The organism is Inhella inkyongensis, assembly GCF_005952805.1.
Classification (GTDB): domain Bacteria; phylum Pseudomonadota; class Gammaproteobacteria; order Burkholderiales; family Burkholderiaceae_C; genus Inhella; species Inhella inkyongensis.
The window spans coordinates 2,761,521-2,784,866 of the sequence record NZ_CP040709.1; the positions used below are offsets into that span (position 1 = coordinate 2,761,521).

Below are 23,346 nucleotides of genomic sequence, written 5' to 3' on the forward strand. Positions count from 1 at the left end.
ATCCCCACAAAGGAGAGTCTTATGGACATCAAAGGAAAAGTCTTCATCGTCACTGGCGCCGCTTCCGGCCTGGGCGAGGGCACGGCCCGCATGCTCGCTGCCGAAGGCGCCAAGGTCGTGCTGGCTGATGTGCAAGCGGAGCGCGGCGAAGCCATCGCCAAGGAACTCGGCGGCATCTTCGTCAAGTGCGATGTGACCCATGCCGCCGATGCCGAGGCCGTCGTCAATGCCGCCACCGCGCAAGGCAAGCTGATGGGCCTGGTGAACTGCGCCGGCATTGCGCCCGCCGCCCGCACCGTGGGCAAGGAAGGTGGCCATTCGCTGGATCTGTTCAGCAAGGTCATCGGTGTGAACCTGATCGGCAGCTTCAACATGATCCGCGTGGCCGCCGCCGCCATGAGCAAGAACGAGCCCGAGAGCACCGGCGAGCGCGGCGTGCTGATCAGCACCGCCTCGGTGGCCGCCTATGACGGCCAGATCGGCCAAGCCGCCTATGCGGCCAGCAAGGGCGGCATCGTCGGCATGACCCTGCCCATTGCCCGCGATCTGGCGCGCAATGGCATTCGCAACATGACCATCGCCCCGGGCATCTTCGGCACCCCGATGCTGTTCGGCATGCCCAAAGAAGTGCAAGACGCCTTGGCCGCCAACGTGCCCTTCCCCTCGCGCCTGGGCACGCCCGAGGACTATTCCAAGCTGGTCAAGGCCATCGTCACCAATGAGATGCTGAATGGCGAAGTGATCCGCCTCGACGGCGCCATCCGCCTGGCACCGAAGTAAGCCCCGCGGGTAAACCCGCTCAAGAAACGCCCACCCCTCATTTGGGGGGTTGGGCGTTTTTTCATTTAGGAATCGTTTAAGGAGCGCGGAGCGGCCGCCAGTAACCTGCGCCGGCAGTTTTCGGCCGGTCTCCTGCGCTGGCCATCCTCGTGTGCAAAGCCCCTTCCCATGAAACATTGCCTCTCCCTCCTGGCCGGAGCCGCCTTGCTGGCTTGCTCGACCGCCCACGCCAGCCCCGCCCGCGTGCAAACCGGCAGCTTCGGCGAAATGACCTGGACCGCCGCCAACACCATCGTCGGTCAGAACTCCACCGCCACGGCAGCCGCCGGCGGCAACCCGCTGTACTTTGCTGAAATGCCCAAGTACAACGGCGTGGCCTACTTGGTGATGGACTACGGCTCGGCCGGCTCCTTCGTCTGCTCGGGCACCCTGCTGCCCAGCCGCGCCGCCATCCTGACCGCCGCCCACTGCGTCAGCAACGGCATGCCGGATCGCCCGCTGAGCACCACGGTGCACTTCTACACCGGCAACAACCCTGACACGATCGTCAGCTCGGCTCCGACCTTTTCCTACCAGGTCAGCCACTACAACGTGCACGAAAAGTACACGGGTGATGTGATCGATCAGAACGACATCGCCATCCTGCGCCTGTCGCAGTTCGTCGATTCCTCGGTGAAGTCTTACGACCTCTACACTGCCGACCTGACGGGTGTGGACTACAACGTGGCCGGCTACGGCGGCCGCTCGACCGTTGGCGGCGCCACCGGCGTGAACGCCGGCACCGGCCGCCTGCGCCAAGGCGACAACCGCTACGACTATCGTCTTGGCGATGCCGATTTCGGAGGCATTTGGTCGCCCATCCTCGGCCAACCCGCCGAGCAGATTGCCTACACCTACCTGGCCGACTTCGACAACGGTACCGCCGACAACGACGCGAACTGCCTGGTCGCCACTGACGGCATTGGCTTGGCGGCCAGCGCCAAGTATTGCGATACCGGCCGCGGCGCCACCGAGGTCTCGACCGCTGGCGGCGACTCCGGCGGCCCGCAGTTCGTCGACGGCAAGATTGCGTCTGTCACCTCGTTCGGACTCACGTTTGGCCCAGGCTTCGGCGACGTCGACAAAGTTCGTGGCCCCAACAGCAGCTTTGGCGAACTCAACGGCTTTGTGCCCGTGAGCATCCATGAGGACTTCATCCGCAAGAACTCGGTGCCCGAGCCTGTTTCGCTGGCCCTGGTGGGCACCGCCCTGCTGGCCGGTGGCTTCGCGCGTCGTAGCAAGAAGGCCTGATCCCGAGGCACCCATAGAAAAAGGGGGCCGCCAGATGGCGGCCCCCTTTTCTTTTACCCTTTCCAGCGCTCCAGCCAAACAAAAAGGCGGCCCCACAGGGCCGCCTATGCGTTCAGTCTTTCAAGCGCGAGTCACTTCTTCGAGCGGGCATGGATGCTGAAGAGTCGCGCGACTTCGGCAGAACCATCGGTCCCCTTCACGCCTCGGAAGGACGCCACCGCCTTGGACATCTCGCCCGCCAACAACTGGGCCTGACCCAGCGCCAGCTTGGCTGCGTCTTCATTCTTCAGATTGCCCTTCTCGATGCCCAGTTCGATCAGCTTCACGCCGCCCTTGGCATCGCCCCGCTGAGCCAAAGCAAGGCCCAGGGGAATCAGCGCATTGCCATCGCGCGGATCTTTCGCGGCAGCTTCCGCAGCAGCGAAACCGGCCTTCGCATCGGCCACACGCTTGAGCATGAAGTCCTTCAAGCGCTTGTGGCGCTCGGCGCTGGCGCCCTGACCCAGCACACCGGCGGCATAACCGGCCTCGACGGCCTTGAGGCCCTCATCCGCAAAACCAGCCTGCGCCGCCATCTGCGAATAGTCCATGTAGTCGGCCTCGCCGCGCATATTGCCGCTCAGGAAGCGCAGACGGAACAGATCCAACACGTAGCGATCTGAGAAGCCTTTCTTCTGCTGCGCGCCCGAAATGGCAGCCGCCCAGACATCCTTTCCGGGGTAGTACTGCAACAGCTTTTCCAAGCCCAGGCTGTAGGCGTTGCTGTCCTTGGCGCGTTCAGCGGCGCTCATCAGCAGGCCCAGTTTCTCTTTGGAAGGGGCGCGACCAGCCTTTTCGTCGGCATGGATCTCGGCCACCGTGTCCTTGATGATCGCGCCCATATCACCCGACATGAACTGCGAGCGCGTAACCACGGCCTTCATGGCGGCGCTGTTGCCGCCTTCCTTGAAGTAGCGATTGGCCCAGGTCAAGGCCTTGGCGTTCTCGTTCACACGCGAATAGGTCCCGGCAATCGCTTCCAGATACTGCAGGTTCTCGCCACCGCCGACCTTGCCGGCGGCCTTCAGGGCCTCGTAGGCGCGCACCATGCTGTCGCCGTCACCGGCGCCTTGAGCAGCCGCGAGACGCAGGCGCTCGATCAGCACGTTTTCGCCCGCCGTGCGACCGCCGACCGCCTCGGCCTCACGCAGCTTGGCCAGCGCCTCGCGGTACTTGGCGGCCTTGAGCATGGCCTGCACATCCTTCAGATGCTTGCCGATCTCGGGGCGCACGGCCTCTTGTGCAGCGGCGCTGGAAAAACCCAGCGAACCCTCACTGCCCGTGCCCAGGCTGAGAGCCATCACGCCCACCATGCAGGCCACCAGGGTGTTCAGCTTCATGTATTCACTCCAGAAACAAAAAACGCTGCCCGGCGAGTGGTCTCACACGGGCAGCGCAGTCTAGTCACGCGGTCTTGTCACGCTTTGGTTGGACCACGCGCTGCGGTCACGGCGCTCCGTTCAGAGGAACTGCTCCGTACCCTTCATGCCGAGCTTCTTCAGGCCGATGCGCTGGGCGCCGGCCATCACATGGGCCACATGGCCGTAGTCCACCAGCTTGTGCGGCTTGATGTGGATCTCGGGCTGCTCGGGATCCTTCGCAGCTTCGATCATCTTGCCTTCGAGTGCCGACTTTTCAGTCTGCTCACCGTTCCAGAACAAGGTGCCGTCGAAATCGATGAAGATCTCAACCACCTTGGGATCCTGCGGCGGCGTGGCATTCGGGTTGGGCACCGGCATGTCCAGATTCACTGCGTGCAGTTGAATCGGGATGGTGATGATCAGCATCACCAAGAGCACCAACATCACGTCGATCAACGGCGTGGTGTTGACGTCCATCATCACTTCCGGTTCGTCGCCGCCCGAGCTGCTTCCAACATTCATTCCCATACGACTCTCCTCAGCTCGTCATTCGCGCGACGGCGGCTCGGTCACGAAGCTGAGCTTCAGGATACCGATCTGCTGGGCAGCAAAAATCACCTTGCCAACGGCCTCGTAGCGCGCCTTGTCGTCACCGCGGATGTGCACCTCGGGCTGAGGGGTCATCTGGGCGATCTTGCGCAGACGGTCCTTCAAGTCGTCGGTGCTGGGCACCAGGGCGGTGTTCCAGTAGACATCGCCGTCCTTCGTCACGGCCAGCTCGATGTTCTCGGGCTTGGTGTGACGAATGACGTTGGTTTCCTTGGGCAGGCTGATGGCGACCGACTGCGTAACCACCGGCACGGTGATCAAGAAGATGATCAAGAGCACCAACATCACGTCCACGAGGGGCGTGGTGTTGATGGTCGAGACCACCTCGTCTTCGCCGCCGGAACTTCCGACGTTCATCCCCATGATGGGTCTCCGATTCCTAAGCGCTGATTAGCGCTTGGCGATCTGACGGCTGCCCATCAGCACGCCATGCAGGTCGGCAGCGAAGGCACGCACTTGACCCATCACGGTCTTGTTGCGGTTGACCAGCCAGTTGTAGCCCAGCACGGCCGGCACGGCCACACCCAGACCGATGGCGGTCATGATCAGCGCGGCGCCCACGGGGCCGGCCACCTTGTCGATCGAAGCCTGGCCGGCCACACCGATGGCGGTCAGGGCCTGCAGAATGCCCCACACGGTACCGAACAGGCCGATGAAGGGGCTGGTCGAACCGACGGTAGCCAGGAAGCCCAGGCCACCTTGCATCTTGCTGTTGACGTCGGCCACAGCACGCTCGATGTTCATCGTGACCCAGGTGTTGCGGTCGATGTTTTCGGTCAGCGCGCCTTCGTGGTGCTCACTGGCTTCCACGGCGGTCTGAGCGATGTAACGGAAGGCGCTGCCTTCGGGCAGGGACTTGACGCCGTCAGCCAGCGAAGCCTTCTTGAAGAAAGAAGCGCGCACGCCCTTGGCTTCGGAACCGATCTTGTGGGTGTCCCACAGCTTGGTGAACATGATGAACCACGAACCGGCCGACATCAGGGCCAGCAGCACCAGCACGGCCTGGTCCACGGCGTGGCCGTGCTTGACCAGGGCCATCAGGCCGTAGGGGTTCTCTTTTTCGGTGGCGGCCGGGGCAGCGGCAGCAGCCGGCGCGGCTTCGGTCACGGGCGCAGCGGCCTCAGGGGCGGAAGCCGCTTCTTGGGCGAAAGCCGGGGCAGCAACCAGGCTCGCGGCAACAGCCAGAGCCGCGAACAGGGCGGAAATGCGAGAAAGCATGGAGAAAACTCCTACGTACGAAAACGGAATGGCGGACGTTGCGCCTGGAAATTGGGCGCCGTATAGAAGCGCCCGGGACAACAGCGGCTAGGCCGCCTCAACCTTCAATGCGGAAGATGAACTCTTGTTCAAAGATGCCATCCGACGAGCACTTGTACTGGCCCAGAGCCGCCTCGATGGCGCCCTTGAGCGAGCGTTGCGCGCGACGATCGCTGATACCAGCCATCTTGGTGAACTCAATGGCAACCACGCGGCCACCCTTGACGGTCCCCAACACCTTCATCTCCGCCACACCCTCGATCGAGAGCGCGGGCATCTCCGGCTTGACCAGAGTCGGGCACAGCATGCCGGCCGACACCTTTTCGGGGCGCGGGGCCGGAGCAGCCACCGGCGCGGGCGCGGGCGCGGGCTCAGGCTTGGTCACCACCGGTTGCGGCGTGGTCGACTGGGTCACGATCGCATTCGGAGCCGGCGGAGTCTGCACCGAGACTTCGGGGATCGGCACGAACGGCGGCGGCGGCGCCTTCAGATCGGGCGGCGGCGGAACGATTTTTTCTGGCTCTGGCGGCGGCGGCGGCGGCTCTTTCACCACTTTGGTCTCGATCGGCCCCTTGACCGCCTCGACCACCTTGGTGGCCAAGCCCGACGCGAGCGCATAGATCATCGCAACGTGGATGGCCACGACGATGCCAAAGCTGGTCATTCGCGAACCGGTTTGGTTCTCCTGCGCAAAATTCATGCGCTCTCCTTCTATTCAGCCAAGAGGCAAAGACGCGACCCAGATGGGCCCCGCGATTCACCCACCAACGGACAGGTCGCTTTGCCGCGGGAGGCGCAGGTTAACCCTCGCCCGATCAGCCCGACCCGGGACAGACCCTAGGACAGACAGCAACCACCAACAGCCAGCGACAAAGCCGATAATGATAGGCGACTTTGCGGACACCCCTCTAAGGGATACCCAGTAGTCACCCTATGAAACTGCCGCCTTCGTCACACATGACCCCAGGCCAACAGGGCATCCCGCCCCTGCACCACCAACTGCGCCTTGGCCCCCACGGGCAGGCACACCTTGGTGGCCGGCGTGTGCCCGAAGGGCAGCCCTTGCAGGATAGGCGTGGGGGTCGCGACCTGAGCCGCAGCAATGGCGTCCTTGAGGCGATAGCCACCATCATGAGGTGCCGGCTTCCAGCCTCCGCAGTCCCCAATCAGCACGGCCTTTTGCGCCGTCAGCACCCCGGCCTGAGCCAGTTGCAGCAGCATGCGCTCGACCCGATAGGGGTGCTCTGACACCTCCTCAAGGAACAGGATACCGCCCTTGATGCGAGGCCAATGGGGTGTACCCAGGAGCGAGCAGACCATGGTCAGATTGCCCCCCCAAAGCAGACCTTCGGCCTCAAGACCATCAAAGGCTTGGGTGCCGCGCGGCGCGCCGGTTTCGCGAAAGCCAATGGCTTCCAACTCTCCGTGCATGGCCTCGACAAAGCAGGCTTCGGTAATGTCATCCACGCCGCCTTCCGCCGCGGCGCGCCCAAAGTCGGCCACCGCGAGCGGGCCTTGCCAGGTGACCCCGCACCCCCGTGCATGGGCCAGCAGGCCGAGTTGCAGCGCGGTGAGGTCGCTCATGCCAACCCAGCGCGTACCGCGCTGCACCGACGCAGCCAAGCGCTCCCAATCCAGACGATCGAGCAGGCGGCTCATGCCGTAACCACCGCGCGCCGCCAGCGCCACGGCGGCTCCGCTGTCGGCCACGCGGTGCAATGCCGCCAGCCGCTCTTCGTCCGTGCCAGCAAATCGCTGCTGCCGCAGTTGCGCGGCCTCATCGACTTGCGGCTCAAAGCCCAGCGCCTTGAGGTGTTTCACTGCACGGCGCAGCCCAGCGCGGTCGCGCAGCACCCCGGAGGGGCTGAAGATCAATAGGCTGTGGTCCATGGAGGCGTGGTCGCAACAGGGGGTCATCAAATAGGCTCCGAGGGATGCCAGGGGGCAGGCAACTCGGTGGCCTCGGCCACCGGGATGCAAGTCGCGGTGCGGGCAGCCCGCCTCTCACGCGCCTGCGCCCGCCGTTCGGCAAAGAAATCGCGCAAAAGTTGCGCGGCGGGTTCCGCCATCACCCCGCCCTCGATGCGGGTATGGTGGTTCAGCAAGGGCTGCGAAAACAGGTCGACAACGGAACCGGCCGCGCCGGTCTTGGGGTCGTGGGTGGCAAACACGATGCGCTTGAAGCGCGCGTGCAACAGGGCCATGGCACACATGGCGCAGGGCTCCAAGGTCACAAAGAGCTCGCACTCGGGCAGGCGGTAATTGCCCAGTAGGGTGGCCGCATGGCGCAGGGCCACCACCTCGGCGTGCGCGGTGGGATCGTGGGTGGTGATGGGGCGGTTGTAGCCGGTGGCAATCACCCGACCCTCGCGCAGAATGACCGCGCCCACCGGCACTTCGCCCACCAGCCAGGCGTTCTGCGCTTGGTCGAGGGCCAAGCGCATGAAGCCCTCGTCTCGGCCCGGGTCACTCAAGGCTGAGCCTCACTGGCACGCTGTGCGCCCTGCTCCAGCAGACCCTTGACCTGTTGCTCCACCGCCTGCGGCGCGGTTTGCGCCGGCGCAGCCGAGGCGCTCGAACTGGCGGGGCGCGCAGTCGGCGCTGCCAATTTGGCCTGCTGCTTGGCCAGCATCAGCACCCCACCCATGACGAGGACCATCACCAAAAATCCAAATGCGGCGCGCATGGCCTGCCCCTGTGTTCTGGCCTCCGACAGGCCCCACGCCCATTGTGCCAAGGCGCCCTGCCCAGCCGAGTGCCGAACCCGCGCGATAGCATGGCGGCATGGATTCCCTCGTCATCGATTACACCCGCCAGGATGCTGGCGGCGCCAGCTGCACCGCCCAGGCTTGGGCCCAAGTTCCGGAGGCACTGGCCGCCCAAGAAGCTCAGACCCTTAAGGCCCAGGCCGCCGAACTCCTGCGCGCGAAGGGCGCGGTGTTGGTGGCGCACTATTACGTGGACGGCCACCTGCAGGATCTGGCCCTGGAGACCGGTGGCTGCGTCTCGGACTCGCTGGAAATGGCGCGCTTTGGCCGCCAGCATGCGGCGCAGACCCTGGTGGTCGCCGGCGTGCGCTTCATGGGCGAGACCGCCAAGATCCTGTCGCCCGAAAAGACCGTACTGATGCCCACGCTGGAAGCGACCTGCTCGCTGGACCTGGGCTGCCCGGTGGACGACTTCGCAGCATTCTGTGATGCCCACCCGGATCGCCAGGTGGTGGTCTACGCCAACACCAGCGCGGCCGTGAAGGCGCGCGCCGACTGGATGGTGACCAGCAGCTGCGCGCTGGAAATCGTCAGCCACCTCAAGGCCCAGGGTCAAAAGGTTCTTTGGGCACCGGATCGCCATCTGGGTCGCTACATCCAGGAGCAAACCGGCGCCGACATGCTGATGTGGCAGGGCGACTGCATCGTGCACAACGAATTCAAGGGGCTGGAGCTGCAACTGCTCAAGGAGCAACACCCTGGCGCTTTGGTGCTGGTACACCCCGAAAGCCCGCGTGCCGTGGTCGAGCTGGCCGATGTGGTGGGCTCGACCTCCGCCCTGATCAAAGCCGTGGTGGAAGGAACGCAGCAGGACTACATCGTCGCCACCGACAACGGCATCCTGCACCGTATGCGCCAGCTCGCACCCGGCAAGAAGCTGATTGAAGCCCCCACAGCCGGCAATGGCGCCACCTGCAAGAGCTGCGCGCACTGCCCGTGGATGGCCATGAACGGACTGCGCAATTTGATCGCGGCCCTGCAGTCCAACAGCCCGCAGGTGCAGGTCGAAGAAGCCATTCGCAGCCGGGCCGAGGGGTGCATCACCCGCATGCTGGACTTCACCGCCACCTTGAAGGCGGGGCGCCCGCCCTTGCAGTCGGGGATGGGTGCAGCCTGATAAGCACAGGCCGCGCGAGCAGCTATAAAGAGCGCATCTACGGAGGCTTCATGGCGAACCCGGATTTCACCCAGCTTTACAACCACCACGAGCGCGAAGTGTTCGCCGCCGTGATGGACGCCGCACCGGATTACCCGGACATCGCCATCTCCCATGACCTGCTGTGCGATGTGGCCTGCGTGGCGCTGAACCGCCTTCCGCCGCGCTACATCCGCCACGCGGTGGATTTCAGCTTCTACCTGACCGAGCAGGAGCGCCTGCAAATCGACCAGGGCATCGTCGACGCGGTGGCCTACGCCTTCAATTTCGTCGGCGCGCGCATGGCCATGCGCAACAAGGGCTGATCACCCCAAGGCCGACCGCCGCGCCGAGGCCCACACCACGGCCTGGGCGGCCAGCAGGGCCAGGCCCAGGGCGGCGGCAGCCAGCCAGAACACCCCGCGCGGCCAGCCTGCATCCAAAAGCAGTCCCGCCAGTGGCGCGGCCAGCGAAAAGCCGATGTCCAGGCCCGAATAGACGGCGCCATAGACCCGCCCTGTCGCACCAGCCGGCGCGGCCTGCTTGACCAGCAGATCCCGCGACGGACCGGCCAAGCCAGTACCGATGCCCGTCACCGCCACCAAGGTGGCGGCCATCCCCACATTCAAACCCGGCAAGGTGGCCAGCAGCAGCAAGCCCATCGCGGCTGCCAGCGCCAGCGCGATATTGCGCTCCAGGCGCTGCGAGCGTGCAACCCAAAAGCCCCCGAGCAACATCCCCAGGGCTCCGCACAGCATGTAGGCCGTCACCACCAGGCTCAAAGTGGCGGCATCCACACCATGAAGGGCGGCCAGGGCCGCTGGGGCGAAGCTCTGCAACGCCGCCAATGCGGCGGTGGTGAAAAGAAAGAAGGAAAAGCACAACCACACGGCCGGCAGGCGCAGGAAGGCCAGCGCGTGGTCGTCGTCCTGGGCGCGCTGGCGATGCGCGGGCACCAGCGCGAGGCGATCCGAGTGCCACCACAGCAAGCCCAGCACCCCCAGGGCCACGGCGGCTGCGCAGGCATAGACCCAGCGCCAATGCAGACCCGCGCCCAGCACGGCCAGCGCAAGCACCGGCATCAGCGACCACCCCAGATTGCCGCTGATGCCATGCACGGAGTAGGCATGCCCAAGGCGATTCGGTGCCACTCGCTGATTCAGCACGCTGAAATCGGCCGGGTGCATGGGCGCATTGCCCAAGCCCGCCAGGCTCGCGGCCAGGATCAAACCGCCATATCCCTGGGCCAATCCCGCCGCCAAGGCGCCCGCCGCAAACAACAACATGGCCACCATCAAGGCCGGGCGCGCGCCGTAGCGGTCCACCCAGAAGCCCGACAAGGCCTGGCCGATGCCGGAGACCGCATAGAACACCGTCACCAGCAAGCCCATTTCGGTCCAGCTCAGACCGAATTCACGCGCGAAGACCGGAAACAGCGGTGGCAGCAGCAAATGGAAGAAGTGACTGGTGCCGTGGGCCAATCCGATCAGAGAGATGGTGGACCAATCGGCACGGCGGCGCGCGGTGGCGTCCAAGGCGAGGGTTTGCATGGCCCGCATCCTGGCAGCCGCTCTCCATTCCGGCTGAAGACAGGCCGACGAAAACTGTCGAGAATCAGCCATGCCCGCTTCGTCAACCAGCCGCCCTGCTCGGCGCCGCGTCGTTCCGCTGGATCCCCGCATCCACGCACCCAGCCGCCAGCGCCCCTTGCGCGCCTCGGTGCGGCGCATGGCCCATGACATGGACATCCATCCCCATCGGCATGCCTGGGGCCAACTGGTGTTTTCGATGGCCGGCGCGGTGCGGGTCGAGGCCGTACAAGACGAGCAAGCCTTGGCCTTCATCGTGCCGCCAGCCCGTGCGGTCTGGATCCCAGGCGGCGTTGAGCATGCGGTGCGCGCCATCGAACAAGCCGATCTGCGCACGGTCTACGTCGACGCCGCTTGCGCGCTAGAAGCCGGCACGGAGTGGCAACGCTGCCGCGTGCTGGATGTGAGCGCCCTGCTGCGCGAGCTGATTCGAGAGCTGGCCCAAGTGGACCAAGGCCGCAGGGAGCCAGATCCTCACGAGGCCTTGCTCGCGCCGCTGATCCTCGCCGAGTTGCGCCGCGCCAAGCCCGTGGCACTGGGCCTGGCCCTGCCGCGCGACAAGCGCCTGCGTCGGCTTTGCGAAGCAGCCTTGGCCGAACCCCAGCAGGACCACGGATTGCGCGCTTGGAGCCAGGAGGTCGGCGCCAGCGAGCGCACCCTGCACCGGCTGTTTCGCGAACAGCTCGGCACCAGCTACCGGCATTGGCGAAGCCAGCTGCTGCTGGCGCAAGGCCTGAGCCTGGCCGCACGCGGCCTGGCGCTGCAGGACATCGCCGCCGAGCTCGGCTATGCCAGCCCGAGCGCCTTTTCGGCCATGGTCAAGCGCAGCGTCGGACAGACGCCCAGCGAATTCTTCAAGAACGCCGGGTGGGCGGGATCAGCAGCGTCGGGAAGCTGACCGGCAGGGTTTCGGGGAAGTCGCGGCTGTAGTGCAAGCCCCGGCTCTCATGCCGCATCAAGGCCGAGCGCACGATGAGCTCAGCGCAGTCCACCAGATTGCGCAACTCCAGCAGATCGCGGTTGACGCGGAAGTTGGCGTAGTACTCCAGGGTCTCGGCGCGCAACAGCTCGATGCGGTGCAAGGCCCGCTCCAAGCGCTTGGTGGTGCGCACGATGCCCACATAGTTCCACATCAAGAGGCGCAGCTCGTCCCAGTTGTGGGCAATGACGACCTGCTCGTCGGCGTTCTCCACCTGGCTCTCGTCCCAGCCCGGCAGGGTCTGGGCTGTGGCGGCGGGCTGGTCATGGATGCGCGCCGCACAGCTGCAGCCCAGCACCACGCATTCCAGCAGTGAGTTGCTGGCCAGCCGATTGGCGCCATGCAGGCCGGTGTAGCCCGTCTCGCCCACCGCATACAGCCCCGGCAAATCAGCACGGCCGTCGAGGTCCGTCACCACGCCACCGCAGGTGAAGTGCACGGCGGGCACCACCGGGATCATCTGCTTGGCAATGTCGATACCCAACTTCAGGCAGCGTGCGTGGATGGTGGGGAAATGGCTCTTGAGGAAGTCTTCGCCCAGATGACGGGCATCCAGCCACACATGGTCTACGCCGTGGCGCTTCATCTCGAAGTCAATGGCGCGCGCCACGATGTCGCGCGGGGCCAGCTCCATACGCGAGTCATGCGCCGCCATGAAGCGCTCGCCATTTGGCAGCTTCAGATGCCCCCCCTCGCCTCGCAGCGCCTCGGTGATCAGGAAACTGCGTTCCTGCGGGTGGTAGAGGCAAGTGGGGTGGAACTGGATGAACTCCATGTTCGCCACCCGGCAGCCGGCGCGCCAGGCCATGGCCACACCGTCGCCGGTGGCCGTGTCCGGATTGGTGGTGTAGCGATAGACCTTGCCCGCGCCACCCGTGGCCAGCACCACCGCGCGCGCAGCCAGGGCCTCGACGCGGCCACTGTCAATATCCAGCGCATACACGCCATGGCAGCGCGGCGACTCTTCCTTCAGATGCCGGTGGGTGATCAGGTCCACCGCCATCCAGCGCTGCCGCAGTTTGATGTTCGGATGCGCCTGCGCCTTGGCCAGCAGGGCATCGTGGATGGCCTTGCCCGTGGCATCGGCCGCGTGGGCAATGCGCCGCACCGCATGCCCGCCCTCGCGCGTCAGGTGCAGGCCCAGCGGGCCGCCGGCATCGGGTGTGAAGGGCACGCCCTGCGCCACCAGCCATTCCACCGCCTGCGCGCTGCGTTCAGCAATGAAGCGGGCCGTCACCTCATCGACCAGACCGGCGCCGGCGTCCGCCGTATCGCGCACATGGCTGTCGATGGAGTCGTCGCTGCCCAGCACACCAACGATGCCACCCTGGGCCCAGGCCGTGGCCGCTTCGCCCAGCTCGCGCTTGGCCAGCACCTGCACCGGCATGTGGTCGGCCAGATGAAGGGCAACGGTCAGTCCGGCCAGGCCGGCGCCGATGATGACGACCGGCGGAGCGGTGTTGGGTGCGGGATTCATCGCGGCATTCTAGGAAGGCAGCACTGGCACACCCGCTGGCACATGCACTGGCACACTGCGCGCCATGGCGACTTCCCTCCCCCCAGCCCCTGGCCACGGCGTGGCCGACGGCGCCCCCTTGATCGGCCGCTACGCCGGCAGCCCGGCCCAATTCGACTGGCGCGGCTTGCGTGCCCCATGGCAGCACGGCCCACTCTGGACGCGCCTGCATCACAAGCGCTGGCATTACGTTGGCATCGCCAGCTCGGAGCTCTTCATCGGCCTGGCCATCGTCGATCTGGGCTGGACGGCCACCGCCTTCGCCTATCTGTTTGACCGCGCCCAGGGGCGGTTGCTGGGCGATTGGAGCCAGGACGCCCTGCCCGGCCTGCAGGTGCAGATTGCCGATGCGCCACTGCACGGCGCACGGGCTCGGTTTCGCGGCCTCGGCAGCCGGCTGCAGTTGGAAGAAGCCAGAGGCCAGTTGCAACTGGCCGTGGATGTGCGCGGCCTGAAAGTGCAGGCCACGCTGGACCTGCCCACCGCCCCACCCTTGCTCGCCATCGGGCCCATTGATGGGGGGAGCGTGCATGGCACCGTCAAAACCACCGCCATGAAGATCAAGGGCTGGGCCGAGGCCGGCGGCCGGCGCTTTGCGCTCGACCAGGCCTTGGCCGCGTTGGATGCTTCCAATGGCCTGCTGGCGCGCCACACCGCCTGGCGCTGGGCCAGCGCGCACGGCAAAAACATCGGCCTGAACCTGCAGCAGGGCTACTTTGGCACGCAGGAAAACGCGCTCTGGCTGGACGGCGACCTGATCCCGCTGGGCGCCGCCCACTTCGAGTTCGACCCTGCGCACCCCATGCAGCCCTGGCGCATTCACACTGCGGATGGCTTGCTGGATCTGCAGTTCACGCCCGAAGGCCTGCGCGCCGAGGACCGCAACCTCCTCATCGCCGCCAGCCACTATGTCCAGCCCATCGGGCGCTTCAACGGCTGGGTGCGCGCCGCGCCTGGCGCGCCCCAACGCACGGTCGCCGACCTGCTGGGCGTGACCGAGGACCACCGCTCGCGCTGGTAGCCCGCGCTTATTTCAAGGCCGCACCTCGGGATCCAGGCTTTGCAGCCGCGCGTTCTCGCGCCCTAACCAGGTCTGCAGCGGGGCGAAGTATTCGATTAGCGCGCCGCCATCCACCTGGCGCTCGCCGGTCAGGGCCTGCAGGGCCTCGGGCCAGGGCTTGCTCGCCCCCATCTGCAGCATGGCCTGGAATTTGGCGCCGGCCGCGCGGCTGCCAAAGATCGAGCAGCGGTGCAGCGGTCCAGTCTGCCTGGCTTCCCGGCACAGCGCGCGGTGGAACTGAAACTGCAGCAGATGGGCCAGGAAGTAGCGCGCGTAGGAGGTATCGCTGGCCACGTGGTACTTCGCGCCGGCATCAAAGCCACCGGGGCGCGCCGGCTCGGGCCGGCTCACGCCCTGCACCTGTTCACGCAGCCGCCACCAGCTGGCGTCAAAGTCCTCGGGCTTCACCTGGCCGCCGTAGACCTGCCAACGCCACTGATCAACGAGATAGGCAAAGGGCAGGAAGGCAATCTTCTGCAGCGCCTGCTTCAGTAGCGCGTCAATGTCATCGCCTGCCGGATCGCGGGCCGACATCAGACCGATCTGCCGCAGATAGTCCGGCGTGACCGATAGAGCGACGGTGTCGCCAATCGCCTCGTGAAAGCCATCGTTGGCACCGGCGCGGAACAGCTTGCTCTGCTGGCGGTAGGCCAGGTCGTAATAGACATGGCCCAGCTCGTGATGGATGGTGAGGAAGTCCTCGTCCGTCGGCCGGATGCACATCTTGATGCGCGGGTCGTCGGACTCGGTGAGATTCCAGGCCGAGGCGTGGCAGACCACCTCGCGGTCCTGCGGCTTCACGAACAGCGAACGTTCCCAGAAACTCGGCGGCAGGGGCTCCAGGCCCAGCGAGGTGTAGAAGCCCTCGCCGATGCGCACCATCTCCTTGGGCGAGACCGGCCGCTGGGCCAGCACCCGCGACAGATCAAAGCCCGGCGCCGAGCCCTCGGGCCGCAGCAGCGGGTACAGATACTCCCAGCTCTGGCTCCAGAGATTGCCGAACAGATGGGCCGGAATGGGGCCTTGCGCGGGCACCAAGTCGCGCCCATAGGTCTGGCGCAACTTGAAGCGGGCATAGCGAAGCAGCTCGGCGTAGAGGGGCTGCACCTGGCGCCAGAGCCGCTCCATATCGGCCGCGAAGGCCTGCTCCGGCATGTCATAGCCCGAGCGCCACAGCGCGCCGTTGTCGCGGTAGCCCATGGCGCGCGCACCCTGGTTGGCCAGGGCCGTGTAGGCCACATAGTCATCCTTGTAGCTGCGCGCCACTTCGTGCCAGCCCAGCCAAGCCTGCTTAAGCGCAGCCGGATCGCGGCTCTCGGCCATCACCTGCTCCAGCGCGCCCAGGTCCAGGCAGTCGCCCGGGGTGGCCGGCTTCAACGGGCCGTCCTGGGGGCAGGACTTGCCACGCCCATAGGCCCCATTCATGCCGGCCAGCAGCCGGGTCAGGCGCTCGCGGTCAGCGGCCTGCGACAGATAGCCGCTGAGCTGCAGCAGCCCGAGCTTGCGGGCTTCAATGGCGCCCAGCTTCAGGCCCTTGAAGCGCCGCGCCGCCAGCGCCAACTCGCCGCTGGCCTTGATGAGTTGCTCACTGGCCTGCGAGCTGATGAGCTCGGTGTCGACCGTGATGAAGTTGTCGGCCACCCATTGGGCGCGTTGCGCACGGATGGCCAGGTCTTCCAGCCGGGTTTCGGCGGCCTGGATGAATGAGCGCGCCTGCGCGGCCGTGGGTTCGGCAAGCGCCGCACCCGTACTGAGTGCAAGCGCGACCAGGACGGCCCACTGAGCAAGAAGGGGACGTCGGATCACGACGGAGCCAATCCATCGGGGTGACACAGAGAAAGGCAGGGCGGCAGGCACGGTGACGGTGGTGGCAGGGCAAAGGGGCGGCAGTCTAGGCCCCCTGCCCGCCCCAGCCGCCCGTCACGGTGCCGGCCTCAATGCACCACGCGCTCGAAGCGGAATTCGCCCTCTTCCACATCCACCGGCACGATGTCCTTGGGACCAAAACGCCCCTGCAGGATCAGCTTGGCCACCGGGTTCTCGATGCGGGCTTGGATGGCGCGCTTCAAGGGCCGGGCACCAAATACCGGGTCGAAACCGACCTTGGCCAATTCATCCAGCGCCGCCTCGCTGACCTCCAGCTTCATCTCCTGCGCCGCCAGCCGTTGCTCCAGGCCGCGCAGCTGGATGCGGGCGATGGAGCGGATGTGGTCCTGGCCCAGCGCGTGGAAGACCACGGTCTCATCGATGCGATTCAGGAACTCGGGGCGGAAGTGCGCCTTGACCTCCTGCATCACGGCCTTGCGGATGACGCCCTCCGTCTCGCCTGCCAAGGCCATGATGTGGGCCGAACCCAAATTGCTGGTCATCACGATCACGGTGTTTTTGAAGTCCACCGTGCGGCCCTGGCCGTCGGTCAGCCGCCCGTCGTCCAACACCTGCAACAGCACATTGAAGACATCGGGGTGGGCCTTCTCCACCTCGTCGAGCAGCAGCACCGAATAGGGCTTGCGGCGCACCGCTTCGGTCAGGTAGCCGCCCTCGTCATAGCCGACATAGCCCGGAGGCGCGCCAATCAGGCGGCTGACCGAGTGCTTCTCCATGAACTCGCTCATGTCGATGCGCACCATGTGGTCGGCGCTGTCGAACAGGAACTCGGCCAGGGACTTGCACAGCTCGGTCTTGCCCACGCCGGTCGGGCCCAGGAACAGGAAGCTGCCCAGCGGGCGATTCGGATCGGACAGACCTGCGCGGCTGCGGCGGATGGCGTCGGCCACTGCGGTGATGGCCTCGTGCTGACCCACCACGCGCTGGTGCAGCTTGTCTTCCATCTGCAAGAGCTTGTCGCGCTCGCCCTGCATCAGCTTGGAAACCGGGATGCCGGTGGCACGCGCCACCACCTCGGCAATCTCCTCGGCCCCCACCAGGGTGCGCAGCAGGCGCGGCTTGGCGTTGGCGGCACCGGCGCTTTCCTTGGCCTGGGCTTCGCTCAGGCGCTTCTCCAGGCCCGGCAGCTGCCCGTATTGCAGCTCGGCCACCTTGGCCAGATCACCCTTGCGCTTGAGCTCCTCGATCTGCGTCTTGATGCGATCGATCTCCTCCTTCACATGGGCCGAGCCCTGGGCCTGGGCCTTCTCGGCCTTCCACAGCTCGTCCAGGTCGGCGGCCTCGCGCTCCAGCTTGGTGATCTCTTCCTCGATGAGGCCCAAGCGCTTCTGGCTGGCCTCGTCCTTTTCCTTCTTCACCGCCTCACGCTCGATCTTGAGCTGAATCAAGCGTCGATCCAGCTTGTCCATCACCTCGGGCTTGGAGTCGATCTCGATCTTGACCTTGGCCGCGGCCTCGTCGATCAGGTCGATGGCCTTGTCGGGCAGGAAGCGGTCGGTGATGTAGCGGTGGCTGAGTTCCGCCGCAGCCACGATGGCCGGGTCGGTGATCTCCACGCCGTGATGGACCTCGTACTTTTCCTGCAGACCGCGCAGGATGGCGATGGTCTGCTCAACGCTGGGCTCATCCACCAGCACCTTTTGGAAGCGGCGCTCCAGCGCGGCATCCTTCTCAACGTACTTGCGGTATTCGTCCAGCGTGGTGGCGCCGATGCAGTGCAACTCGCCGCGCGCCAAGGCGGGCTTGAGCATGTTGCCGGCGTCAATCGCGCCTTCGGCCTTGCCCGCGCCCACCATGGTGTGAATCTCATCGATGAAGAGGATCACGCGCCCTTCTTCCTGGGCCACTTCCTTGAGCACGCTCTTGAGCCGCTCCTCGAACTCACCGCGGAATTTGGCGCCGGCCAACAAGCCCGCCATGTCCAGCACCAGCACGCGCTTGTCACGCAGGGAATCGGGCACCTCGCCGGCATGGATGCGCTGGGCCAGGCCTTCGACGATGGCCGTCTTGCCCACGCCGGGTTCGCCGATCAGCACCGGGTTGTTCTTGCTGCGGCGTGCCAGCACCTGGATGGCGCGGCGAATCTCGTCATCGCGGCCGATCACCGGGTCCAGCTTGCCCAGTGCTGCACGCTCGGTCAGGTCCAGGGTGTACTTTTTTAGCGCCTCGCGCTGGCCCTCGGCCTCGGGGTTGTCCACCTTGGCATCACCGCGCACGGCCTTCAGCGCGGCTTCCAGCGCCGCCCGGTTCAGGCCATGTCCGCGCGCCACACCGGCCAGATCGGTCTTGGCATCGGCCAGGGCCAGCAGCGCCATTTCGCTGGCGATGTACTGATCGCCCTGCTTGGCGGCCTCGCGCTCAGCGCCTTGCAGCAACGCGATCAGGTCACGGCCCGGCTGGACCGCCTGGTCGCCCCCCTGCACCTGGGGCAGGCCGTTCAACAAACCCTCCACCGCCCCCTTTAGGGCCGGCAGCTTGACGCCCGCACGCTCCAGCAGGGCACGCGGGCCATCTGGCTGGGCCAACATGGCGGCCAGCAGATGGACCGGTTCGATGTAAGGATTGGAGCGGGTGACCGCCAGGCTCTGGGCGTCGGCCAGGGCTTCTTGCAAACGGGTGGTGAACTTGTCGGCACGCATGGGATTCCTCCTGGAATGCCGACTATCTGGGCCCGACCCCGCTCAATTCAAGCCCTGCCCCTTGATGTCGGTCAAAGGCTGCGTGCCAGCCACCAACCCAGGGCCGCTGCCAGCAGTGCCCCCACCACGTGGGCCAGGCTGTGCGCCAGCGCCCAGCCCCAGGCACCGCGCTGCAGCAGTTGAAGGCTCTCGGCCGAGAAGGCACTGAAGGTCGTCAACCCGCCCAGAAAGCCGGTGACCAGCGCCAGGCGCCACAGCGCCTGATCAGGTCGGGCCAAGAAGACCAGGCTGGCGCCGATCAAAAAGCCGCCCACCCCATTCACCAGCAGCGTGCCCAGCGGGAACCCGGCCCAGCGTGCGTTGAGCCAGAGACCGATCTGCCAGCGCGCCAACGCTCCCAGGGCCGCGCCGCCGGCCACGGCCAGGGCCTCCTTCACGTGGCGTTGCCCGCGTGAATGCCCCAGCGCGCCAGCGCGGCGTCGTCGGCCTCGCGGGCGTCGACCCAACGGGCTCCCGCAGGCCCGTGCTCCTTCTTCCAGAACGGGGCCTGGGTCTTGAGGTAGTCGATCAGAAAGGCGCAACCGTCCAGCGCGGCCTGGCGGTGGGCGCTGGCAGTCAGCACATAGACGATGGGCTCACCCACCTCAAGACGCCCCACGCGATGCCAGACCTCGGCGTGCTGCAGACCAAACCGGGGCACGGCCTGGTCGATCATGGCCTGGATGGCCGCCTCGGTCATGCCCGGGTAGTGCTCCAGCTCCAAGGCTTGCAAGCCGCCCTCGGGCAGATCGCGCACCACGCCCAAAAAACTGGCGATGGCACCCACCTCGGCGGCCAGTCCGTGCCGCCAGGCGGCATTCAGATCGAGGGGTTGGCTACAAATATGGACGGGCATGTCGAAATTGTGTCACCCAGCTTGCGCAGCCCCCTGCACAATGGTCGTCAGAAGTTCCCTTTCGAGGTCCTCATGACCACGCTCAACCCGACCTCTCTGATCCGTTTCGCCGCCGCCCACCGGGACCACCGCAATATTGCGTTGCACTGCTGGGGGGTGCCCATGGTGCTGGCAGGTTTGGCATTGCTGCTGCAGGACGCCACCCAACTGGGCTGGGCCCTGGCCTTTGTGGCCTCGGGGTCCTTGCTGCAAACCGTGGGCCACTGGTATGAAGGTCGCCGCCCGGCGCTGGGCTTGATCAACTGGTTGCTGGCCCCCGCCTTCGTCGGGCTGCAAGGCCTGCACCGGCTCGGTCTTGCGCAGGCGCTGTGGCTGGCTGTGGAGCAAGGTGCCGGCCCACGCCGCCTGCGCGATCTGGCGCAGGCGCGCTGATCAGGTGCTCTTTGAAATCGTGATCGTGGGGAACTTGCTGGCGTAATCCTTGCCCAGCTGACCCACGGCCACCGCCACCTGGCGCGCCAGCGCCTTGTAAAGACCCGCAACCGTACCCTCGGGCTCAGCCACCACCGGCGGCGTACCCGCATCGCTTTGCTCTCGGATCGAGCGCATCAGCGGCAGGGCCCCAAGATAGCTGAGGCCAAACTGCGCCGCCATGGCCTTGCCGCCATCGGCGCCAAAGATGTGTTCCGCATGGCCGCAGTTCGGGCAGCAGAACACGGCCATGTTTTCCACCAGGCCCAGCATGGGCACGCCGACCTTCTCGAACATGCGCACGGCCTTTTTTGCATCGATCAAGGCAATGTCCTGCGGTGTGCTGACGATCAGGGCGCCGGTCACAGGCACGCGCTGTGCCAAGGTCAGCTGGATGTCGCCGGTGCCGGGCGGCAGGTCCACCACCAGATAGTCCAGATCGTCCCAGGCGGTCTGGCGCAGCAGCTGCTCCAAGGCGCCGGTGGCCATGGGGCCGCGCCAGATCATGGCCTGGTCCTCCGGCACCAGGAAGCCGATCGACATCACCTGCACCCCATGGCCCATCAGCGGCTGCATGGTCTTGCCGTCGTCGGACTGCGGCCGCCCACTGACGCCCATCATCATGGGCACCGAGGGGCCATAGATGTCGGCATCCAGCAAGCCCACGCGCGCGCCCTCGGCCTGCAGGGCCAGGGCCAAATTGGCGGCTGTGGTGCTCTTCCCCACGCCGCCCTTGCCGGAGGCCACGGCAATCAGGTTCTTTACCCCCGGCAGCGGCTGCAAGCCCCGCTGCACCGCATGGGCCACGATTCGCTGAGTGATCTGCACCTGCACCGGCGCCAGCTCTGCCAAGGCCTGGCTGACCTCAGCCTTCATGGCTGCGTGCTGGCTGGCTGCCGGGTAGGACAAAGCCAGGTCGACCCGCAGCACGCTGTCGACCTCCGCCACCTTCAGCACCTGTTTGCTGGCCACCCAGGACTGCCCGGTGCCAGGTTCAATCAGTTCAGACAACAGCTTCTGGGCGGCAAGTTCGCGTGCGGTGTTCATCGTCGGCTTCCATCAAGGGTCGGCGAGTGTAGGGGCGGCTCGCTTGTCCCGCGCACACCGGGGAAACCAATCATTTAGCCAGCAACACATGACGTTTTGCTCAATCAACATTGCGTTTCGGTGCATTTCTGTCACTTCCGCCTGACATGGAGCCCGGCGAGACTCCTAGCAACGTCGCTTCACTGCCTTGCCATGTCCACTTTCACCCCCACCCAGACCAGTCTCCAGACCCTGTTCGTCAGCGTGCCCAATATGGTCCGTCTGATCCAACGCAAAGGCCTGAGCAACTGCCTGGTGGGTGTGGCGGACCGTATCGAGCAGGAATTTCTACGCTGGGAGCAGTTCGACAAGAGCGCGCGCCTGGCCTTCCACTCGCCCGATGGCGTGGTGGAGCTGATGCCGATTGCCGACGCGCAGCAGTTCAGCTTCAAGTACGTGAACGGGCACCCCAAGAACACGCATCTGGGCCTGCCCACCGTGATGGCCTTTGGCCTGCTGGCCGATGTGGACACCGGCGCGCCCCGCTTCCTGTCGGAGCTCACCCTCACCACCGCCATCCGCACCGCTGCCATGTCGGCCCTGGCCGCTAAGAAGCTGGCCCGCCCAGGCAGCCGCCGCATGGCCCTGATCGGCAATGGCGCCCAATCTGAATTTCAAGCCCTGGCCTTCCGCGACATCGTGGGCGTGCGCGAGCTGCGCCTGTTCGATGTCGATCCGCAAGCCACGGCCAAGCTGGTGGCCAATTTGAGCGGCCAAGGCTTTGAGATCACGGTCTGCCACAGCACGACCGAGGCAGTGCGCGGGGTGGACATCATCACTACCGTGACGGCCGACAAGACCAACGCCACCATCATCACGCCTGAGATGGTGGAGCCTGGCATGCACATCAACGGTGTGGGCGGTGACTGCCCCGGCAAGACCGAGCTGCACCGCGGCGTGCTGGAGATGGGTGCGGTGTTCTGCGAATTCGAACCGCAGTCGCGCATCGAAGGCGATATGCAGCAAATGCCGGCCGACTTCCCGGTCACCGAATTCTGGGAGGTGCTGGCCGGCCGCAAGCCGGGCCGCACCTCAGCCGAACAGGTGACGGTGTTCGACTCGGTGGGCTTCGCGCTCGAAGACTTCGCCGCCCTGCTCTTCATGAGCGACGCCGCGCGCGAATTGGGTATCGGCGAAATGATTGACCTGGTGCCGCACTCGCCGGACCCGAAAAACCTGTTTGCCCAGCTGGGACTGGGCCCAGCGCTAGCGATCGCGGCCTGAAATAAGACAGCGACCTGAGCGCTCCGCCTCTCAGCGAAAGGTTGCCAGCAGGATATTGGTTTCCGTGTTGGCGATGCCTTTGATCAGGCGGATTCGCTCCAGCACCTTGGAGAGCTCCGCCATCGACTCGGCCCGCAGCTCGGCCAGCAAGTCCCAGCGCCCATTGGTGTCGTGCAGGCTTTCCACCGCCGGCTCGCCCAGCAGGCTGGCCGTCACCGCACGGGTCTGATTGCCCTCCACCAGCACCCCCATCCAGGCACGGATCTGATTGGGCTCGGCATCGGGCTTCAAACGCAGGGTGTAGCCCACGATGACCTGCTCGTCTTCGAGCTTGCGCAGACGGTTGGTCACCGTGCCCCGCGATACGCCCAGCTTGGCGGCCAGCGTGGCCACATTCATGCGCGCGTCTTTGCGCAAAAGGGCAATCAATTGGCGGTCGGTGTCATCCATGCCGACAGTGTGCCAAAGCAAAACGGCCCGCCGCTTGCGCGACGAGCCGTCTTGGGTATTTTGGTGGGCCCTGAGTGACTCGAACACTCGACCTACGGATTAAGAGTCCGCTGCTCTACCAACTGAGCTAAGAGCCCTCAGCTTCCGGTGCGCTGAGCCTGAAGACCGGTGAAGGCCAACAGAATTTGGTGGGTCGGGCGAGACTCGAACTCGCGACCAACGGATTAAAAGTCCGCTGCTCTACCGACTGAGCTACCGACCCCCGGAAAAGCCCGCTAGTATAGACATCGAATCGGTGTCTATCAAGCAGT

24 protein-coding genes and 2 tRNA genes are annotated in these 23,346 nt (G+C 65.7%); 8 read left to right on the top strand and 18 right to left on the bottom strand.

Translation table 11 applies throughout. From position 1 onward, the window contains the following. Positions 1-21 precede the first annotated feature (21 nt). Both FF090_RS13050 and FF090_RS13055 read left to right on the top strand, forming a co-directional pair. Positions 22-780 (top strand): 3-hydroxyacyl-CoA dehydrogenase, encoded by a 759-nt coding sequence (locus FF090_RS13050; protein ID WP_138857137.1) that lies wholly within the window; start codon positions 22-24, stop codon positions 778-780. 168 nt (positions 781-948) lie between these two features. After that, on the top strand, positions 949-2,070 hold the full coding sequence (locus FF090_RS13055) for a trypsin-like serine protease (RefSeq protein WP_138857138.1): 1,122 nt from the start codon (positions 949-951) through the stop codon (positions 2,068-2,070). 131 nt (positions 2,071-2,201) lie between these two features. Here FF090_RS13055 and FF090_RS13060 read toward each other — a convergent pair whose 3' ends face one another. The 8 genes from FF090_RS13060 to FF090_RS13095 all read right to left on the bottom strand — a co-directional run bounded on the left by FF090_RS13060 (position 2,202) and on the right by FF090_RS13095 (position 8,022). Further along, the gene (locus tag FF090_RS13060; protein WP_138857139.1) at positions 2,202-3,449 is read right to left on the bottom strand and encodes a hypothetical protein; all 1,248 of its coding nucleotides are present in this window, start codon (positions 3,447-3,449) and stop codon (positions 2,202-2,204) included. A gap of 120 nt (positions 3,450-3,569) precedes the next feature. Further along, entirely contained in the window at positions 3,570-3,998 is a 429-nt protein-coding gene (locus FF090_RS13065) for an ExbD/TolR family protein (protein WP_138857140.1), read from the bottom strand. An 18-nt stretch (positions 3,999-4,016) separates the two neighbouring features. Then, positions 4,017-4,442 (bottom strand): ExbD/TolR family protein, encoded by a 426-nt coding sequence (locus FF090_RS13070; protein ID WP_138857141.1) that lies wholly within the window; start codon positions 4,440-4,442, stop codon positions 4,017-4,019. 27 nt (positions 4,443-4,469) lie between these two features. Continuing rightward, positions 4,470-5,297 (bottom strand): MotA/TolQ/ExbB proton channel family protein, encoded by an 828-nt coding sequence (locus FF090_RS13075; protein ID WP_138857142.1) that lies wholly within the window; start codon positions 5,295-5,297, stop codon positions 4,470-4,472. Positions 5,298-5,394: 97 nt separating this feature from the next. Beyond that, complete coding sequence (locus FF090_RS13080) at positions 5,395-6,036, bottom strand: energy transducer TonB (RefSeq protein WP_138857143.1); 642 nt, start codon at positions 6,034-6,036, stop codon at positions 5,395-5,397. A 251-nt stretch (positions 6,037-6,287) separates the two neighbouring features. Continuing rightward, positions 6,288-7,253, bottom strand: coding sequence for an LD-carboxypeptidase (locus FF090_RS13085; RefSeq protein ID WP_138857144.1), 966 nt, complete (start codon positions 7,251-7,253; stop codon positions 6,288-6,290). Continuing rightward, on the bottom strand, positions 7,253-7,810 hold the full coding sequence (gene tadA / locus FF090_RS13090; protein ID WP_259372621.1) for a tRNA adenosine(34) deaminase TadA: 558 nt from the start codon (positions 7,808-7,810) through the stop codon (positions 7,253-7,255). The genes FF090_RS13085 and tadA overlap by 1 nt, the downstream gene beginning before the upstream one ends. Beyond that, the gene (locus tag FF090_RS13095; protein WP_138857146.1) at positions 7,807-8,022 is read right to left on the bottom strand and encodes a hypothetical protein; all 216 of its coding nucleotides are present in this window, start codon (positions 8,020-8,022) and stop codon (positions 7,807-7,809) included. Before FF090_RS13095 ends, tadA begins: the two co-directional genes overlap by 4 nt. A gap of 98 nt (positions 8,023-8,120) precedes the next feature. Here FF090_RS13095 and nadA point away from each other — a divergent pair, with 98 nt between their 5' ends. Both nadA and FF090_RS13105 read left to right on the top strand, forming a co-directional pair. Beyond that, on the top strand, positions 8,121-9,221 hold the full coding sequence (gene nadA / locus FF090_RS13100) for a quinolinate synthase NadA (RefSeq protein ID WP_138857147.1): 1,101 nt from the start codon (positions 8,121-8,123) through the stop codon (positions 9,219-9,221). Between the two features lie 50 nt (positions 9,222-9,271). Then, positions 9,272-9,565, top strand: coding sequence for a late competence development ComFB family protein (locus tag FF090_RS13105; RefSeq protein ID WP_138857148.1), 294 nt, complete (start codon positions 9,272-9,274; stop codon positions 9,563-9,565). On the opposite strand, the gene FF090_RS13110 is transcribed toward FF090_RS13105, so the two are convergent. Beyond that, positions 9,566-10,789, bottom strand: coding sequence for an MFS transporter (locus tag FF090_RS13110; RefSeq protein ID WP_138857149.1), 1,224 nt, complete (start codon positions 10,787-10,789; stop codon positions 9,566-9,568). It lies immediately after the preceding gene. Between the two features lie 70 nt (positions 10,790-10,859). Between FF090_RS13110 and FF090_RS13115 the strand changes: the two genes are divergently transcribed. Next, a complete protein-coding gene (locus FF090_RS13115; protein ID WP_138857150.1) occupies positions 10,860-11,726 on the top strand; it encodes an AraC family transcriptional regulator in 867 nt (288 codons plus the stop codon). Here FF090_RS13115 and nadB read toward each other — a convergent pair. Continuing rightward, entirely contained in the window at positions 11,683-13,284 is a 1,602-nt protein-coding gene (gene nadB / locus FF090_RS13120; RefSeq protein ID WP_138857151.1) for an L-aspartate oxidase, read from the bottom strand. The genes FF090_RS13115 and nadB overlap by 44 nt on opposite strands. Before the next feature lie 64 nt (positions 13,285-13,348). Here nadB and FF090_RS13125 point away from each other — a divergent pair, with 64 nt between their 5' ends. Then, positions 13,349-14,344, top strand: coding sequence for a DUF2804 domain-containing protein (locus FF090_RS13125; protein ID WP_138857152.1), 996 nt, complete (start codon positions 13,349-13,351; stop codon positions 14,342-14,344). A gap of 12 nt (positions 14,345-14,356) precedes the next feature. On the opposite strand, the gene FF090_RS13130 is transcribed toward FF090_RS13125, so the two are convergent. The 4 genes from FF090_RS13130 to FF090_RS13145 form a co-directional block, all read right to left on the bottom strand. Beyond that, positions 14,357-16,189 (bottom strand): M2 family metallopeptidase, encoded by a 1,833-nt coding sequence (locus FF090_RS13130; RefSeq protein ID WP_138857153.1) that lies wholly within the window; start codon positions 16,187-16,189, stop codon positions 14,357-14,359. A gap of 128 nt (positions 16,190-16,317) precedes the next feature. Further along, positions 16,318-18,909, bottom strand: coding sequence for an ATP-dependent chaperone ClpB (gene clpB / locus FF090_RS13135; RefSeq protein WP_138857154.1), 2,592 nt, complete (start codon positions 18,907-18,909; stop codon positions 16,318-16,320). 71 nt (positions 18,910-18,980) lie between these two features. Beyond that, a complete protein-coding gene (crcB, locus tag FF090_RS13140) occupies positions 18,981-19,346 on the bottom strand; it encodes a fluoride efflux transporter CrcB (RefSeq protein WP_138857155.1) in 366 nt (121 codons plus the stop codon). After that, on the bottom strand, positions 19,343-19,804 hold the full coding sequence (locus FF090_RS13145; RefSeq protein ID WP_138857156.1) for a molybdenum cofactor biosynthesis protein MoaE: 462 nt from the start codon (positions 19,802-19,804) through the stop codon (positions 19,343-19,345). Before FF090_RS13145 ends, crcB begins: the two co-directional genes overlap by 4 nt. A 72-nt stretch (positions 19,805-19,876) precedes the next feature. Here FF090_RS13145 and FF090_RS13150 point away from each other — a divergent pair, with 72 nt between their 5' ends. After that, positions 19,877-20,236 carry an Mpo1-like protein gene (locus tag FF090_RS13150; protein WP_175423653.1) on the top strand — a complete coding sequence of 120 codons (360 nt, stop codon included), beginning with the start codon at positions 19,877-19,879 and terminating at the stop codon, positions 20,234-20,236. Here the strand turns inward: FF090_RS13150 and apbC are convergent, their stop codons facing one another. Then, positions 20,237-21,322: an iron-sulfur cluster carrier protein ApbC gene (apbC, locus tag FF090_RS13155; protein ID WP_138857158.1), complete on the bottom strand. Its 1,086-nt coding sequence runs from the start codon at positions 21,320-21,322 to the stop codon at positions 20,237-20,239. Between the two features lie 192 nt (positions 21,323-21,514). On the opposite strand from apbC, the gene ocd reads away from it, so the two are divergent. Continuing rightward, positions 21,515-22,585, top strand: a complete 1,071-nt coding sequence (ocd, locus tag FF090_RS13160; protein WP_138857159.1) for an ornithine cyclodeaminase — start codon at positions 21,515-21,517, stop codon at positions 22,583-22,585. Positions 22,586-22,615: 30 nt separating this feature from the next. On the opposite strand, the gene FF090_RS13165 is transcribed toward ocd, so the two are convergent. From FF090_RS13165 to FF090_RS13175, 3 genes are all read right to left on the bottom strand, one after another. Continuing rightward, complete coding sequence (locus FF090_RS13165; RefSeq protein ID WP_138857160.1) at positions 22,616-23,035, bottom strand: Lrp/AsnC family transcriptional regulator; 420 nt, start codon at positions 23,033-23,035, stop codon at positions 22,616-22,618. Positions 23,036-23,096: 61 nt separating this feature from the next. After that, positions 23,097-23,172: transfer RNA gene (locus tag FF090_RS13170), tRNA-Lys, on the bottom strand. 49 nt (positions 23,173-23,221) lie between these two features. Next, positions 23,222-23,297, bottom strand: a tRNA-Lys gene (locus FF090_RS13175). Positions 23,298-23,346: the final 49 nt, after the last annotated feature.